Genomic DNA, 16,520 nt, shown 5'->3' on the forward strand with positions numbered 1-16,520 from the left:
ATGGTCGTCGAGAGCCGCGTGCTCGCCGAAGGCGTGCCGGCCGTGTTCCCGCCGATTGGGCTGGAGGCGAACCGCAAGGGTCTGCAACTGGCGATCGACTGGGCGCTTGACCAGAAGATCATTCCGCATCGCCTCTCGGTTGACGAACTGTTCGACGATGTCACGGGTAGCCTGGGCTGATTGACCGTGTAAGAAGTGCTAACGCACTAGCAGGTGCAGTAAGCAAGGAAAACACCACGCGTTGACTAAAATAGCGACGCAGGAGACCGTTGAGCGGCCTCACACCGCTCAACTATGCATAATTAACGGAGGCATGTTGCTGTGTATCTAACTTCATCATTGAAGAAGCTCTTGGCTTGTACAGCCATTGGTGGCACATGGATTTTCATTTCAGCCGGCGCAGGTGCGGCGACCAACGGTACCTTGCTGCTCAACCGTGTGGGCCCCGTGACGTCCGAGTTGTATGTCGCCAACGCAGACGGTACGGATGAACACAGGTTGCTTCCAACCGACGGTTTCGATTATCACGCTTCGTTCTCTAAAGACGGGCAGTGGATCGTATTCACCTCGGAGCGCTCCGGCCTCGGCCAGTCGAGTCTCTACCGCGTCAAGGTGGATGGTACGGACCTGAAGAAGCTGACCGATCACATCGCGGTATCGGACGCCGCCGTTTTTTCGCCGACGAATCCGAACATCATTGCCTTCGTTTCATCGCGCAGGGGTGCGAACGAATTCGGCACCACCAACATCTGGACGCTGAACATTGCGACGGGTGCGCTGAAGAACGTGACCGGTGCGCTGAAATTCGACCCGAGCAAACCGCATAGCTACTTCAGACCGTCGTGGTCCCCGGACGGCAAGTGGCTTGCCCTTTCTTCCGACACCGGCTCCGACTGGCGCGGCCACAACCTGCCGGTAGGCTGGGAGCGCACGCAGGAAAGCAGCATCTATATCATCCGGCCCAATGGCACTGGATGGAAGAAAATCGCCAGCAAGCCCGGCTTTGACGACGGTTCCCCAACCTGGTCGCCGGACGGCAAGCACGTCGCTTTCTATGAAACGCCGGTTGAGTCGACCTGGGGCGCGCATCGTCCCGAGGGAATCAACAGCGTCAGCTCACAAATCGTGTCGGTGGATGTCGCCACGGGTCACGAGACGGCCCTGACATCGACCCCCGGCTTCAAGGTGTTTCCTCAGTATCTGAGTGATACCGACGTCGCCTATCACGTCAAGGGTGGCCAGACCGAAGGTGTCTACACGACAGCGGGCACGTTCCGCTCAACGGCCGACACGGGTATTCGCTCACCGCGCTATTCGGCGGACGGTAGCAAGATGGTCTATGAAAAGATCACGATGCGTCCGGCGCGCGCCAACGGCACGCCGCTGTTCAGCTTCGATCCTGCGTGGAATTACCGGTACATCGACGTGTTCCCGCAACTCTCCGCAGATCGCAAGCAGCTGGTGTACACGGAGAAGGCGATGGGCTCGTCCATCGCCATCATGAATCCGGACTTCAGCGGCTATAAGCGCATTTACGATCCGGCTACCAGTGGCCTCGATCTGGACATGATCAAGAAGGGTCTGGCGGGTGCGTTCCAGCCGACCTGGTCCCCGGATCGCGAGTGGGTGGCCTTCGGCGTGGGCGACTGGTTCTTCACGCGTGGCATGGGCCCGGGCCGGATCGCGCGTATCAAGACGGACGGCAGCATGGACGGCCATCCGGAATTCCTGACCGACGGTTCGATCAACGCGGGTTTCCCGAGCTACTCGCCGGACGGGAAGAAGATTGTCTACCGCGTGTGGAGTCCGAAGGTGCAAGGCCTGCGTATTCTGGATCTGGATACGCGCCAGACCACCGATCTGACGACCGATCCGGACAATCTGCCGGGCTGGTCGCCGGATGGCAGCAAGATTGTGTTCACGCGCAAGGAAGTGAACCCGACCGATCCGAACAAGTTCCACTATGACGTGTACACAATCAAACCGGATGGCACAGACCTCACCCGTCTGACGACGCCAGGGGCGAACCAGGGGCACGCTGTTTGGACCTACGATGGTCGCATCGCGTACAGCTCGGGCGTGTATGGCTTCAGGGATGAACTTGCGCTGTACGACAACAGCTTCCAGCCTGATGGCCAGAACTGGGTGATGAATGCTGACGGAAGCGATCAGCATGCGATCACGGATACGCTATGGGAAGAGGCGATGCCGACGTACGTTCCTAACCAGTAACGGTGTCGTAGCTGCGGGACAAAAAAAGGCGCTGTGCGAAAGCACAGCGCCTTTTTTGCATGTGGCGGTGTCGAGGCAACGCGGCCGTTTAGTGACGCGGACCGCCTCTTTGCAAACGAAACAAGATCACTTGGCGAACTGCGTGCAGATTTCGTCAACGGCACGGCACACGCGAGCGGCGTCGTCCGTTGTCATCTGCGTGAAGAGCGGCAAAGTGACTGTGGTCGCGCCGAAGCGCTCCGCATGCGGGAACATCCCAGCCTTGAAGCCGAGCTTGCGATACAGCGAGAACAGATGAATCGCCGGGTAATGAACGCCCGATCCGATGCCACGCTGCTTCAACTGCTCCATGAATTCCGCGCGTTCGATCGACAGGCGTTCGAGCGGCAGCGTGATCTGAAACATGTGCCAGTTCGTGTGCTCGAAATCCCGCACGGGCAGGCCGATGCCGAGCTTGACCGCCGCGCCGCCCTCAAAACCGTCGAAGTAGGCACGCGCAAGTTTGCGGTGCTGCTGCGTGACGCGTTCCAGATGCGGCAACTGTCCGAGACCGACGCGCGCTGCAAGATCGGTCATGTTGAACTTGCCGCCCAGCAGGTCGCAGTCCATGCCGTCGTAGCCAGTGCGCGTGACGCCCAGCAGCCGGTACTGTTGCGCGAGTCGCGCTTCATCGTCATTGATCAGCACCAGCGCGCCACCTTCGATGGACGTCAGATTCTTGTTCGGATGAAAGCTGAACGAGACAAGATCGCCAAACGCGCCGATTCGCTTGCCGCGCCACGTCGAGCCGAGTGCCTGCGCGGCGTCTTCGATCACTCGCAGACCGTGCGCCTTCGCTATCGCGTATAGCGCATCCATATCGACAGGTGCGCCGGCCAGGTAGACGGGCATCAGTGCCTTCGTGCGCGGCGTGACGGCTTTTTCGAGCAGGTCGAGATCGATATTGCGGGTAATTGGATCGATATCGACGAACACCGGTGTCGCGCCCACTTCGAGAATCACGTGGCTCGTTGCGACCCATGTTGCGGGCGTCGTGATCACCTCATCTCCAGGACCGACGCCTGCTATGCGCAGGCCGATCTCGAGCGTCGCTGTGCCGGAGTTGAAGGTGCGCACCGGACGGCCGCCGAAGAGCGCCGACAGTGCGGCTTCGAACTTCTGGTTTTGCGGGCCCGTCGTGATCCAGCCGGAGCGAAGGACATCGGCGACGCCTGAAATTGTCTCCTCGTCGATGTCAGGGCGGACTAGCGGTAGAAACTGATCAGTGGATTGGGTCATAGATGGAATGCAGGTCCTAGTCAGGTGATAACGCTGGGCGCGGTACGACGGCTTCACTCACTCACCCAACCGACACTTCTCTGGGCTCGTGAACCACCTCGTTGACTTTCGGCGCCCATTTACGTTGGAGCAAAACCACCGTACTTGTGGCGCCTGTCAGCAGGAAAACAAAGATCGCCATCATGGGCAGCGTGTAGCTGCCGCCGAGATGGAGCAGCCATCCCGAAAGGCTGGCCGATACCCCGCCCGCAAGACTGGTGGCAACCTGCTGCAGTCCGGTATTCAGTCCAACCGCCTGCTTGGGGATCAGGGTCAGCTTGACCAGCGCAAGATTGTTGGCGGTCACAAGCCCCAGCAGCGAGAGCGAGATGACATTCCAGAACAATGCCATGTCGGGCGATGGCGAATAGGCACCGAGCAGAACAGTGGTTCCGCCGATGAAACCGGTAACGATGAATGCCTTACGCACGACGACGGCGTCGTTGCCGCGGGCAATGATTCTGTCAGCGGCCCATCCCGCGAGTGCCGCGACAATCGCAATGCCGACAAAACTGAAAAAAGTATAGAGGCCGGATTTCTCGAGCGACAGGCCACGCTGCTCGACCAGATACGCCGGCATCCATGTCATGCAGTAGAAAGCGAAATAGCTGTAGCAGAAGTTATTGATCATGCCGCCCCAGACAACCGGGCTGGACAAGAGATTCTTGAGCGGGACCGAGGAGGCCCGGTGTATCGCTGCCGCAAGTTGTTCTTTGGACGGGTAGTCGTTCCTGACCATCAGCAGCCATGGCACCAGCCAGATCAGTCCGACGAGGCCGGTTGCAATGAACATCAGCTTCCATGAATACGCGACGATCATCCAGGCCGCGATCGGCGCGCCGAGCGCCGGACCCATCTTGCCGCCAATCGAAAAGATGCCGAGGGCGGTGCCTTTCTGGGTCTCCTCGAAGTGGTCGGCGAGGTAACGATAGGTCGCCGGGATCACGACGGCTTCTGCCAGGCCGATCAGCAGGCGCATGACGATCAGCGCCGAGAGCGTGGTCACGAGGCCGGTGGCGGCCGCTGCCACGCACCAGAGCAGGAAACAGATCGTGTAGGGCCATTTCACGCCATAGCGATCGACCAGCCAGCCCATCGGCATCTGCACCAAACCATACGACCAGAAGACAGCTGAGTTGAGCCAGCCGCGCTCGACGCTCGACAGCGCAAATTCATGGACGAAGTGTTTGTCGGCCAGTGCAGCCGACAGGCTCGTGCGGTCGACGAAAGAAATCAGAAGCCCAAGCGCGAGCAGCACGAGAATGGACCACGGATTCTCAGCCGTTGATCGCTTCAACCGATTGGACTCCATTCATTTCTCTCTTTCTGTTCCGACTCAAGCTCTGGCCAGACATGCCAGATTGTGGCTCAACTGTTCGTTCGGCGCGACCCGAAGGCCGCGACTTTTGCTTGCCCGATCTTGTCAGCAAGGCTGACCGGCACACTCCGCCAGCCACGCGGGCGCGCTCTGGAGCGCCACGGGTCGAAGGAACCGATCCATCGCAGCATAGCCGACGGAGGTCGTGAACGGCTGGGTCGACGCGGGCCACGGTCCGCCGTGGTTCTGACTGCCGGTCACGGCAACACCCGTAGGGACCCCGCCGAAAAGAACGCGGCCGGCGATCTGCGTGGCACGGCGCGTGATACGGCGCACGTCGTCAGTGCCGTTTTCCGCGCCCCACAACGTGACGGTAAGGCTGCCACCGACAGCGGTCAGAACGTCCACGACCTCATCGGCCGAACCGACGCGCACGAGAAGACACGCCGGACCGAAAACTTCTTCGTGCAACGCATGCTCCGCCACGAAGTTCTTTGCGCTGGTTCGTGCGAGTACTGGACGCGGCGGCGCATGATCGTCACCGGTGGCTTCTCCCGCAAGAACCGCTTGTACGCCACGCGTACCGATCAAACGCGCGACGCCTGCGTCGAAATTGCGCTTCATGCCTGGCGTGAGCATCGCGTGCGTCTTCTTGTCCTTTAACGCGTCGCGGAGCGCAGTTTCGAACCGGTCGGCGTCCGCACCCTCGAACAGCACAACGAGGCCAGGGCTGGTGCAGATCTGTCCGCTTCCGAATTCGATAGATGCCGCCAGCGCCTGCGCCAGTTCTTCTGCCTGCGCGCTTAGCGCGGAGGGCAGCGCGACAATCGGGTTGATTGAACCGAGTTCGCCATAGAACGGAATCGGGCGACGCCGTGCATTGGCTTGTGCCCACAATGCGCTGCCGCCCTTGAACGATCCCGTAAAGGCAACGGCTGCGATCTCAGGATGGCGGACAAGTTCGACGCCTACGTCGATGCCTGCACCTTCCACCATGCCGAGCAGACCGTCCGGCAATCCCTGTTGCGCCAACACCGATTGCGCGAGTTTGAAAACCTCACGCGACAACCGTGGATGCCCAGGATGGGCCTTCACCACCACTGGACACCCTGCGGCGAGAGCAGATGCGGTATCGCCACCGAGCACGGAGAACGCAAGCGGGAAATTGCTCGCCGAGAACATCGCAACGGGTCCAAGCGGAATGCGTACCCGGCTCAGATGGGGGCGCCCGACGGGCGGCGCACCCGCAATGGCTGCGTCGTCGGAGAAAGCAAAGGCATGACCGGCCTCGACATGATCCGCAAATCCGCGCAGTTGAAACATGGTGCGGTCCAGTTCGCCGTTCAGCCTCGCGGCCCCAAGTGAGGTCTCTTCATCGGCGAGACGGACCAGCGTCTCACGATGTGTCACGAGCACGTCGCCTAGCCCGCGCAACAGCGTTGCACGGGTTTGAGCGGACGATTGAGCCCATTGATCGGCTACGTTCGCAGCTGCCGTAACGCTGGTGTTAATCTGCGCGGCCGAGTAATCCTGAATCTGCATTGCTACTCCAAAGGGAAGGTCGACAAATCTTTTGAACATCGGGCGCCGTGACGTGAAGCGCGAAACCGGACTAGCAGGCTGTCAGCTTCTTTCGTTGCGCCAGCGAAGGGAACAGTTTCATCCATAGCGCGACGATTAACATCGTGCCGGCCCCACCAATCAAAACAGAAGGAACCGCGCCTAGCCAACCGGCTGTTAAACCCGACTCGAACTCACCTAGTTGATTCGATGCGCCAATAAAGATTGAATTGACAGCGCTGACCCGTCCGCGCATTTCGTTGGGTGTCTCAAGCTGAACCAGCGACTGCCGCACCACGACGCTGACCATATCGAATGCACCGGTCAGGCTCAGCGCAGCAAGTGACAACAGAAACGAATGGGAGAGTGCGAACACCAGAGTCGCAAGACCGTACAAGGCCACTGAACCGAACATCAATTTGCCCACCCGGTGCTGGATCGGATAACGCGCCAGGTACAGCGAAACGATCAACGCGCCAACCGCGGGCGCGGATCTCAACAGCCCGAGTCCCCACGAAAACGGCCTGCGGCACAAGTGTCGGTAGAAGGGCTTGCTGGGTCGGCAACTGGAAGGCTTTGGCAGTGCCCAATCCAAGCGAAGCGATCAGGATCACTTCCCGTCCAAGCCAGCCACCCAGAGTGCCTGCAATCAGGAGTATTGCGACCCCGAACTGTGCGAGCAGACATCCGATCAGAATGCGACGGCGATCATAGCGGTCCGCGACCTGGCCCACCACCAGACAGAGCGCCAATGCAGGAACACTTTGCGCTAACCCGACCATGCCGAGATCGTAGGCGCTGTGCGTGATGTCGTACATCTGCCAGGCAACGATCACCATGAGCATCTGGTTGGACATGGTCATTGCGATACGGCTCAGAAAGAAGTATCGGAAAGATGAAATCTCAAGAACCGGGTTTTTCATGGAGGAAATGCGACATCAAGGTGTCTCTCTGAAACGACGATTGGCGACCCGTTTCACGGGTCGCCAATCAAAGTGTTGCCGACGACTGATGATTAGAAATGAACCTCAGCGACGAACATCGGTGCTGACGTAATGGTGCTAACCGTTTCGCTAGTCGGCGATCCATACATGTGATGCCAGTACTCGTAACCTATGCCCGCATAAACCACACGCGGATGGCCGGCAAACGAGCCCAAATCCGCCAGCAGCGAGCCGCGAGCGAGAAACTCCGTGGTGGTCTCCACGCCGAAACCGTCCCTGCCTTTGGGACCGGTCATGCTGGCGAAGCCCTTAAAGACGAGGGGCAACGGTCCGACCTGGAACGGCACGAGCCACGAACTTTCGACGTGCCACGCGGGATTGAAATGCACGTCTACGCCAGTAATGCCGTTGTGGTTGCTTTCGGTACGTACACCGGCTGTGATGTTCCAGAAGCCGCGTGGTACGGAAAACTCGATGGTCGGGCCGAACACCAGCATCCGGGCGCGTTCGCCGTACGCATCGTTCTTGACGCCGAACTCATAGCCACCGGTAAAACCGAAGTCGCGGATGAAACCGTAGCCCATATAGCGGCCCAGAACCTTGCCGGCACTCAACTCGACTCGACCGATGCTATAGACCTCCTGTGCCCCACCGTTGGATGGGCCGCCCGCTTCCGGGTTGGCGGAGTTCGACACCAGGTAATCCACGTTGAACGCGTAGCTACCGTACTTGAAGCCGCCAATCGTCGAGAGATAGCCAATGTTCTGTGCGACCTTGTCGGGCACACCAGGGTAGTGGAAGTCGCTGCCATAGCGGTAGCCGATATATGTATCGTTCCACGACACCGGCGGTGCGCCGAATTGCTCCGCCGATTTCAAATCGGGGGCGCTGAGCGGCGCCGCACCGTTCTTCAGATTCCCCGGAGGATTCTGCTGACTTTGTTGCTGCTGTTTTTGCTGCTGTTGCGTCTGCTGGGTCTGGGGCGGAGCGGACGCACTAGGTGCGGTGAGGATCTCCTCCGCGTGGGCGAATTCGCTCAAACAGCAGAAGATGGCCGCGGCGAGAAGCGGTTTGCGCAAAGCGAATGAAATATTTTGCATGTCTCCTTCCATATGGTTTTTTATCTGCCCCACTGCTGTTCGATCTTCTTCAGGATGAACAGAGAGCCAGATGCTCGGGGCGAAACTATCAAAGGCCGGTTGACGTCCCATCGCAACAAAAAGCTAGGGCATTGCCAGGCTTGGCGCGATGCGCCGGGTTGAACATGTTGTTCACGTCTCCGTCCAAAGTGGATCTATGTTTTGTATCTGGGGCGGGTGGCATCCGACTCCCGATCCGGCCGCACCATCGGCACCTGGCTGAGTAATTCAACGCAGAACTTTCTGTAGCGGTGAAGTGGATAGTATTGGAAGGGCGGCTGTGTGCCTTTACACAAAAACTAGATTCACTTGCATTTTTTGTTGCAGCAGCCTTGGAGCCTGGAGGGGTGTAGACGGAACCCGCTCATTGAGCACGTATGAGGGGCGTCTGCGGCAGATTGCTGCCGGAGTGGGCTACGCGGCGAGTACGACGAGCGGGCTCGAATCGGGCGTGCGTGTTCATGCGCCCGCTGCCGCAGGCATTACGAGTTGATGTGAGAAAGTGATTGTAATGAAGCCAGAAGCGGAGTCTTCACCGGCAATCCGGACAACGCGAAGACGCTTCGCCGCTTAGTGGCTTACTTCATACGTTGCGGCTGGTCTCTGGCGGTGACCCGAAACTGGCTTGGAGCCTGACCGACTTCTTTTCGGAAGAAACGCGTGAAGTATGCGGCATCCGAGAAGCCGAGTCCAAAAGCGATCTGTTCGACGGACATTTCGCCGAAAATGAGGTTGCGTTTGGCTTCGGTGATGATGCGCGCGTGGATCATCTTGGTGGGGCTTTGTCCGGTGGTGGCCGCGCAGGCCGCACGCAGTTGCACCAGTGACACCGCCATCATTGACGCATAGTCCTGTAGCGGCAGGTTTTGCCGGTAGTGCTGGTCGATTAGCTCACGAAACCGGTCTGCCAGACGCACCTCGTTGCGTGTCGCGCCGTCGTTGTCGAGCTGATCCAGACTCGTCCCGCGAGCCAGCATCAGAAAAAGCGAGGTAAGCAGCGCTTCGGTCCCCACGACATGACCGACCTTTTTGGATTCGAGCTCATCCGCCAGCTTCGTGATCACGCTGAAGAGCGCCACTGCGGCTCCGCTGGATGTAGAAAGTGAAATCATCCGGGGCAGTGCCCAGAGCTGGATAAATTCGTGGAGTTTGGCGTTGACTTGCGTCAGATACGACACTTCGATGGTCACGACCCATCTGTCCACGTCGATCTCGTAGTCAAGTCCGTGAACGCATTCGGTGGGTAGCAGCAAGACACAAGGGCCCTCGAACAGGACACTGGATCCCTCGAGATTCATCACGCCGCGACCGCTGCGAACGAATATCACCTGGCCGTACTCGGGATGTGCGTGAGGCGCGGTGCGCCAGCGGCCCCGCTCGGTGACATGCCCGATATTCACGAACCATTTTTCTTCTTCTTCGGGACGCTCGACATACAAGCGGACCTTCGGAACCGTGGTCAGTGCCACCGTGTTGTTCGAGTAGCGTTGATATTTTGTCATCGCACCGTGTCTCATGAAGTCTCCTTGGCGAGGATCGACGGAATCGCTTTGCTGAAGGCCTGTTGTTGAAATTTCGGTCGTAAGCAGAACGATTTTTGGCGCTGTCCTCGCGTGAACCATATCGCACGAATTCGACGACGGCAAGCTGTGCATACCGCGTCCTTGGCGGTGAACGAGCTTCTACAAACCCCGAAACGAAAAGTGCCAGTGAATGTAATTTTTGTGTAGGGACTTGCGCCCGGGTATCCAATACTGTTATCTCAACGACACACCGCTTCCAGTGGCTGACGGATCGACGCCCATCGATGGCGTGGATGCGCAGTTCCTGCCGTCCATCGCGTCGGCCAGCTTCGCCGGCTGACGAATGACGAATACTGCCTCATCTAAAAACACGGGCTAGCGCCGACGCGCCTGGTCAAGATTGCGCCCCGTCTGTTTCATACCCTAATGGGGACGGGTAGGTACTGGCTTGAGACCTCGATCTCGCCAGTATTCGGAGCGATCGTCTTCATGCTGTTCAGCGTCTCGAAGTCACCCCATTTTTATAAAAATAAGGCATACGAACTAATGTACGGTTATGCACATGACCGGACGGGCGCGGGAAACAACGCGCAGGATGTGGGCTTGATTAACGAATACTTCCGTTCCCATGCCACGGAGTTATACGCTGCCGCCGCGTTTATCCAGAACCGGAATAAGGCGGACTTCTCCCTCAACGGCACGGCTTATTCGGGTCTCACAGTCGCGCCTGGTGCTGACACGCGCGGCGTCATTATTGGCTTCGTGCACAAATTCTGATCCTGCCTGCGCCGACGCCACACGACCGGCCTGATTCTTGGGGTAAATCGCAGGTTACGCCACACGGAAATGTATGGAAAAATTTCATCTGTTTCCGTGACCCCTCGAGCGGGTTATCATGGCGTGCGATGCGGGGCGGTCCTCTGGTGGTCCGAATGAGGGAATACGCTGAATAGTGCTTCAGCGACCCTGTCAAAAGATCTGCACGGCCCTTTGCGGTTGATTGGCCATTGGTAATTACCCTCCTCGCTTGCAACTTCCGCTGACCCGACTCGCGAGTGAGTCGAACGTGAGTCCAAATCCGTTTTCAACGTAGGCTAACTCACGTAGAGACGGTTTCATCAGGGCCCGAGCCTGTTAGTGTTGAGTGGGTGCAGAGTTGTCACCTCGACGATCGAAACGACGAACCTCGAGGCGTTGTAAGCCAATTCTGGATGACGAACCATGCTGACGTATCAAACCGTTGTTGCGACTCGCGAGGCCCAGGTACATCGGGAAGCCTGGCCGCAAGCGGGTGTCGAGGCAGGATGCGTCGACCAGCGTTGCGCTCGTGACTCCACACACTTGATCCGCACGAAAGCCCACGGTATCCGCATCTCCGCGATGGTGAACAACGCGACTCGTCAAGATGTCGTGTACCGGTTGCCCCTGCTCGAATCCTCTGCGTAAGGCCGGAATTTCAATGACGGCCGATAGCGAAATCAATTCGGCCGCCAAGGAGACGTTATGACACATAGTGCCGAGGCAAAGCACCCGCCCAAATCGGTCGCCAAAGCGAAACACACAACCGTTCCGAAGGTGCGTCTGTACGTTGACCGCCCCGAAAAAAACAACTGGTTTGTGCATGTCGGGCACGTTACTGAGCGGGGCCGCTGGCGCACCGAGCCGCACGCGCATCCCGAGTATGGTCAGGTGATATTCGTTCGCAGCGGTCGCGGCGTGATGAATCTCGAGGGATCCAGTGTTCCGTTCGAAGGTCCATGTGTCCTCCTGCTACCTACTGAATGCGTCCATGGGCTCGACTACGAACTCGACGTAGACAGATGGGTCGTGACGATCGAGGTGTCGTATCTGACGCAAGTCAACGCCAAACTTCACGAATTCATCCAGCTCTGGACGTCACCGCGGATGATTCCGCTGTCCTATTCCGCTGAGGCAGGCATCGAGTTTTGCAACCTGATCAAAAGCCTTAAGCACGAAGTCGAGTCCGACGCGGTGGGTCACGTGGTCGGCACGGAAGCGCTAATTACGAGCCTTCTGCTGATGCTGGTTCGTGAAACACATTCGGACCAGAGTGCGAACGAAAGCGCAACCCGCAACGACATTCGCCAGGTAGACCGTTTCCGCAAGTTGATTGACGAGCATTTCCGGGAGAATCTGCAACTGCAAGACTATGCGTCAATGATGGCGGTGTCTCTGGTACAACTACGTGCAGCCTGTGCCTCAGCGTCAGAGCAAAGTCCTACGAAAATGATTCATGCGCGGATTATCACCGAGGCGAAGCGCAGCCTCATTTTCGGCGACATGTCGGTGGAACAGATTGCTTTTTCGCTTGGCTTTGCGGACGCCGCGTACTTTACGCGTTTCTTCCGCCGGGAAGTGGGTCAAGCGCCGAGCCAGTTTCGCATCGCGGCTCGACAACAGCCTAATCGCAAGGCTCTGTCGCAATAGGTGGCGTTGCGATTGTGATGATCGTTGGATGGGCCATATGCCCGACGAAATAGAAATAAAAAAGCACAAGCGAATGGGGATTTTGTACAGGGACGCGGGTTGCCGGATCGACTACGCTTAGCCAAGCTGTTCACCTCCCCTTCGCCGGGGCCATAACGGCGGGTCGTTTTCGTCGAACTTGTACGATGGTGAGCTGGCGAAGGGAGCATTGGACGATTGCGTGCTTAAAGACGATAGCTATTGCGCGGCAAGCAGTGGTCACTCATCTCACCCCATCTGGCTTTTCAGTTTCCCGACTATGACGCAGCTCTTCGAGAGATTCATATTGACGCGGTACGGAATGGTGGTGGCAATTGTGCTGCTGATGCTGTCAGCGGTCATTTACAGCCCTGGCAGCGGCGCGGCCACGTTACCAAAAAATCCCCAAACGGAACTCGTTTACGTGGGCACGCAAGGCAGCCAGATTCACGCGCTGCGCATCGATACGTCCACAGGCAAGCTGACCATGATCGGCCCGGTTGCCGAGGGACTGAGACCCACATGGGTCTTGGCGCACCCCGAACTGCCAATTCTCTATGCGGTCGACGACGAAAGCGCGAAAGAAGGCAGTGTGACGGCCTATGCGGTGAATCGCGAGACTGGCGCGCTGACCAAAGTGAATCGGGTCGCGACAAAAGGGAACGGCACCACGAATCTGTCATTGGACATGCACTCAATGACGCTGCTCGCGGCGAATTACAACAGCGGATCGGTATCGAGTATCGCGGTAAATCGCAATGGAAGCCTCGGACCCTTCGTGTCCATGATCCAGGAGACCGGCTCGGGACCGAACAAGCGCCAGGCAAGCGCGCATGCGCATAGCGCCACGGTCGATCCTTCGGAGCGCTACGCCCTCGTTCCCGATCTCGGCGCTGACCGCGTGTTCGTCTATGGCTTCGACCCGGCGACGCATGAGTTGACCCCGGACGGCGGCCCCGATCCGCATTCTTTCGCTCTGCCGCCTGGCAGTGGTCCCCGGCATGCTGCGTTCGGTCTGAACGGGCAATTCGTTTATCTGCTCAACGAACTGACAGCAGAGATCATGGTGCTGCGTTGGGACGCATCGCAAGGGCGTTTGACACAGGTGCGAGCCGTGCAGACAAGCAGCGACGGATTTAAGGGCATAAAAAGCGGCGCCGAAGTTGCGGTCAGTCATGACGGGCGTTTTCTCTACGTCGAAAACCGCGGCGAGAATGCGATAGTCGTGTATCGCGTCAACCCCGACTCGGGTGAACTGTCACTGGTTCAGCGTACCTCTTCGGACGGTAACAAACCGTGGGGATTCGCCATCGATTCATCGGGAAAATGGCTGCTGGTCGCCAATCAACAGAGCGGTACTGTCCATGAGTTCAGCATTGACCCGGCATCCGGCATGGTGTCGGACACTAGGCAATCTGCTGACGTGCCTGCTCCTGTCAGTATTGCCTTTGTGAAATGAAGAGCCATCCCGGCATGCGACAGTGCCACAGCGAACGCGCCGCTCAGTGCGATTGCGATTGCGGCACCAGTTCAAGCTGATGCACGGCGACGCCAGGCAGAAACGGCGTCGCCTCAGCATCCACCCACGCCTCGTGACCCGCCAGAAAATATGGCGACAACGGATGTCCCGACTCGCCACCTGGCATTTCAAAGATGCCTTCCTGCTCGCGGCCCGGTGATACGACCATCCGCTCCGAGGCACCGAACGACGGCGTCTGCACGCGCGGCATGTTGATGTCCCCGGGAAGCGGGTCGCGTGGTGCGCCCAGCCAGCCTCGCAGCCACGGCAGCCATGCGGGTACGATCCGCGCAAGTGGATGCTCGATCGCCGCGCGGTTGCGCGCGCCCCAGGTCGCGTCGACGAGCGTCACGCCGGGGGGCAGTGAACCGATTGCATGATCGATGCGCTCGAGCATGAACGCGCGCCAGTCGGCGACCCCGTCCGGCACCCATGCATGATGGATCGCGAGCGTTTCCATCACCGCGTCATAGCGGGAACTCGCTTCGCGGAACTCAAGCGGCGAGGGTACGGGCGACGTCTTTGCGCCCTTGGCATAGTCCGCCGCGAAATCCGCGTCGAGCTTGCCGAACCACGCGTCATACAGCGAGAAGTAGAAGGCACGCAGTAGCCGGTAGCCGACCGCATCGGCGTCCGCGCGTCCATTCCACGCCAGCAGGAGCCTGCGGAATTCCGCGCGCTGCGGGTGATCGCGCACCGCGTCCTCGTCCAGCGCGTCGAGTGCAATGCGGCGCCAACTGTTGATCCACAGCGCGCGGTCGTCGGTCTGGACCGCGAGCATGTCGCGCTCGCTGGCACGCGGCAGCGCCAGCAGATCATCGCGAATCTGCGACGCGCGAGCACCAATGTCCGCGCCCGCGTCGCCCAGCACTGCGGCTTCGGATGCCGGCAACGTGCGGTTGTTCGCAGTCCACACGCGTCCGAGCGGTGGATCGATCCGCGACGGATACGCATCGGGTGACAGATAGCCTTGCCAGCCCTGGTACGTGCTCGAATCGAAGGGTAGGTCTTCGGCGGCACCATTGGTAGCCGTTGCGGCAAGATCACGGCGTGGCAGCGGTCCTGCGAGCGTCCAGCCAATCTTGCCGCGTGCGTCCGCGACCATGAAGTTCTGCGTCGGTATTCCGCTGATTTGTGCCACATGCAAAGCATCCTCGACGCTCGCGCTGTCTTCCAGCTGTTGCAGATTCAGATTGACGGCCTGCGAATCATGCGCGACCCAGCGCAACGCGTACGCATGCGAGCCGACGACGATTTGCGGGCCCCATTGCGTGTCGACAACCGGCAGGTCAACAGGAGCACCGCCTTTGATGTCAATGCGCTCATGATGGACGGTGGCCGTTTTGCATCCGCCGCCCGGCACGCGGTATTGCAAGGGATCGGCGGGATTGCGCTGCAGCTCGATCAGATCGATGTAGCGTCCGTAGCTATTGGTGAAGCCCCACGCAATCTGGCCGTTGCTGCCGGCGATCACGAGCGGTGCGCCGGGCAGGCTGACCCCGGTGACGTGATGCGCGGTCCCTCCCGCGCCGGGCCAGACCAGCGACAGCCGGTACCATGTGTTGGGCAGCGACAGGCCAAGGTGCATATCGCTCGCGAGGAGCGCGCCGCCGTGTGCACTGTGCGCGGCATCGACCGCCCAGCCGTTGCTGCCGATCATCGAACTGGCCGCGGTCAGCGCGTCTATTTCGCTTCGTGCAGCGGGATTAGTGAGGCTCGCAGACTTCGACATGCGCAGCCAGTCCGGGCGTGCGGCGGGTGGTGCAGGTGGCTCAACGGCGGGTGATGACGCGACATCGAAGGGTGCGTCCCAATGGCTTGTCGATGGCACCAGGAACGCGAACAGATCGGCCGGCACGCGCTCATGCAGCGCCGCGCGCGAAAGTATCCGCACCGTCTCGAACGACTGGAGATCGAAGTACATCGCATAGACCACGAGCAACGTATCCTCGGGACGCCATGCGGTCGGACGTGTACGCAGCACCCAGTACTCGAACGGCCGCGACGCGAGCGATGCAAGTCCGTCATTGACGCCGGCCGCATAGCGTTCCAGTAACTGCCGCTGATCGCCAGGAAGTCCTTCGATCAATTGATGCGCCCGCTCGCGAAACCGGTTGGGCCGGTTGCGACGATCTAGCGGCAGCGCGGCGGGGCCGATCAGCGCAGACATCTCACCTGCCGCCACACGACGCAGCAAGTCCATCTGGAAGAACCGATCCTGTGCGTGGACGTAGCCGGTGGCATAGGCGACGTCAAGGCGATTGCTGCCGCGCAATGTCGGCACACCGAGTGCATCGCGGTCGATCGTCACGGGCGCCGACAGCAGCGGCGCGGCGTGTGTACCGTCGAGTCGCGGGAGGCTCGCGCGTAACGTCAGCCAGCCCGCAAGCATCAGAATCACGACGATCGCGATCAGCCCGCATAACACGCGCAGCAACCAGTTGGAGCGCGGTCTTCGCGAGGAAAGGCTCGGCTGAGTCATCGCTGATCACCGGGTCGGGG

The 16,520-nt window shown here is 59.5% G+C and carries 12 protein-coding genes and 2 pseudogenes; 7 read left to right on the forward strand and 7 right to left on the reverse strand.

All coding sequences use genetic code 11. The features are described 5' to 3' along the window. Positions 1 to 180 (forward strand): annotated as a pseudogene (locus WCA85_RS11280) (phosphate ABC transporter substrate-binding protein); the annotation flags it as partial. Between the two features lie 171 nt (positions 181 to 351). After that, positions 352 to 2,232 carry a hypothetical protein gene (locus WCA85_RS11285; RefSeq protein WP_424063849.1) on the forward strand — a complete coding sequence of 627 codons (1,881 nt, stop codon included), beginning with the start codon at positions 352 to 354 and terminating at the stop codon, positions 2,230 to 2,232. 126 nt (positions 2,233 to 2,358) lie between these two features. Here WCA85_RS11285 and WCA85_RS11290 read toward each other — a convergent pair whose 3' ends face one another. The 5 genes and pseudogenes from WCA85_RS11290 to WCA85_RS11310 all read right to left on the reverse strand — a co-directional run bounded on the left by WCA85_RS11290 (position 2,359) and on the right by WCA85_RS11310 (position 8,471). Continuing rightward, the gene (locus tag WCA85_RS11290; protein WP_424063851.1) at positions 2,359 to 3,510 is read right to left on the reverse strand and encodes a DegT/DnrJ/EryC1/StrS family aminotransferase; all 1,152 of its coding nucleotides are present in this window, start codon (positions 3,508 to 3,510) and stop codon (positions 2,359 to 2,361) included. 61 nt (positions 3,511 to 3,571) lie between these two features. Beyond that, entirely contained in the window at positions 3,572 to 4,861 is a 1,290-nt protein-coding gene (locus WCA85_RS11295) for an MFS transporter (protein WP_424063853.1), read from the reverse strand. A 111-nt stretch (positions 4,862 to 4,972) separates the two neighbouring features. After that, positions 4,973 to 6,409, reverse strand: coding sequence for an aldehyde dehydrogenase (NADP(+)) (locus WCA85_RS11300; protein WP_424063855.1), 1,437 nt, complete (start codon positions 6,407 to 6,409; stop codon positions 4,973 to 4,975). 70 nt (positions 6,410 to 6,479) lie between these two features. Next, positions 6,480 to 7,350, reverse strand: a pseudogene (locus tag WCA85_RS11305) (MFS transporter). Between the two features lie 92 nt (positions 7,351 to 7,442). Then, positions 7,443 to 8,471, reverse strand: coding sequence for a hypothetical protein (locus tag WCA85_RS11310; protein ID WP_424063856.1), 1,029 nt, complete (start codon positions 8,469 to 8,471; stop codon positions 7,443 to 7,445). 406 nt (positions 8,472 to 8,877) lie between these two features. Between WCA85_RS11310 and WCA85_RS11315 the strand changes: the two genes are divergently transcribed. Then, entirely contained in the window at positions 8,878 to 9,003 is a 126-nt protein-coding gene (locus tag WCA85_RS11315) for a hypothetical protein (protein ID WP_424063858.1), read from the forward strand. An 85-nt stretch (positions 9,004 to 9,088) separates the two neighbouring features. On the opposite strand, the gene WCA85_RS11320 is transcribed toward WCA85_RS11315, so the two are convergent. After that, on the reverse strand, positions 9,089 to 10,012 hold the full coding sequence (locus WCA85_RS11320; RefSeq protein ID WP_424063860.1) for a helix-turn-helix domain-containing protein: 924 nt from the start codon (positions 10,010 to 10,012) through the stop codon (positions 9,089 to 9,091). Positions 10,013 to 10,522: 510 nt separating this feature from the next. Here WCA85_RS11320 and WCA85_RS11325 point away from each other — a divergent pair. From WCA85_RS11325 to WCA85_RS11340, 4 genes are all read left to right on the forward strand, one after another. Beyond that, complete coding sequence (locus WCA85_RS11325; RefSeq protein WP_424063861.1) at positions 10,523 to 10,810, forward strand: hypothetical protein; 288 nt, start codon at positions 10,523 to 10,525, stop codon at positions 10,808 to 10,810. Positions 10,811 to 11,254: 444 nt separating this feature from the next. Then, positions 11,255 to 11,479, forward strand: a complete 225-nt coding sequence (locus WCA85_RS11330) for a hypothetical protein (protein WP_424063863.1) — start codon at positions 11,255 to 11,257, stop codon at positions 11,477 to 11,479. Between the two features lie 57 nt (positions 11,480 to 11,536). Further along, complete coding sequence (locus WCA85_RS11335; RefSeq protein ID WP_424063864.1) at positions 11,537 to 12,481, forward strand: helix-turn-helix domain-containing protein; 945 nt, start codon at positions 11,537 to 11,539, stop codon at positions 12,479 to 12,481. A 325-nt stretch (positions 12,482 to 12,806) separates the two neighbouring features. Beyond that, a complete protein-coding gene (locus WCA85_RS11340; protein WP_424063866.1) occupies positions 12,807 to 13,958 on the forward strand; it encodes a lactonase family protein in 1,152 nt (383 codons plus the stop codon). Positions 13,959 to 14,001: 43 nt separating this feature from the next. On the opposite strand, the gene WCA85_RS11345 is transcribed toward WCA85_RS11340, so the two are convergent. After that, a complete protein-coding gene (locus WCA85_RS11345; RefSeq protein WP_424063868.1) occupies positions 14,002 to 16,500 on the reverse strand; it encodes a penicillin acylase family protein in 2,499 nt (832 codons plus the stop codon). Positions 16,501 to 16,520: the final 20 nt, after the last annotated feature.

Origin of the sequence: Paraburkholderia sp., assembly GCF_049581445.1 — a bacterium.
Taxonomy (GTDB): Bacteria; Pseudomonadota; Gammaproteobacteria; order Burkholderiales; family Burkholderiaceae; genus Paraburkholderia.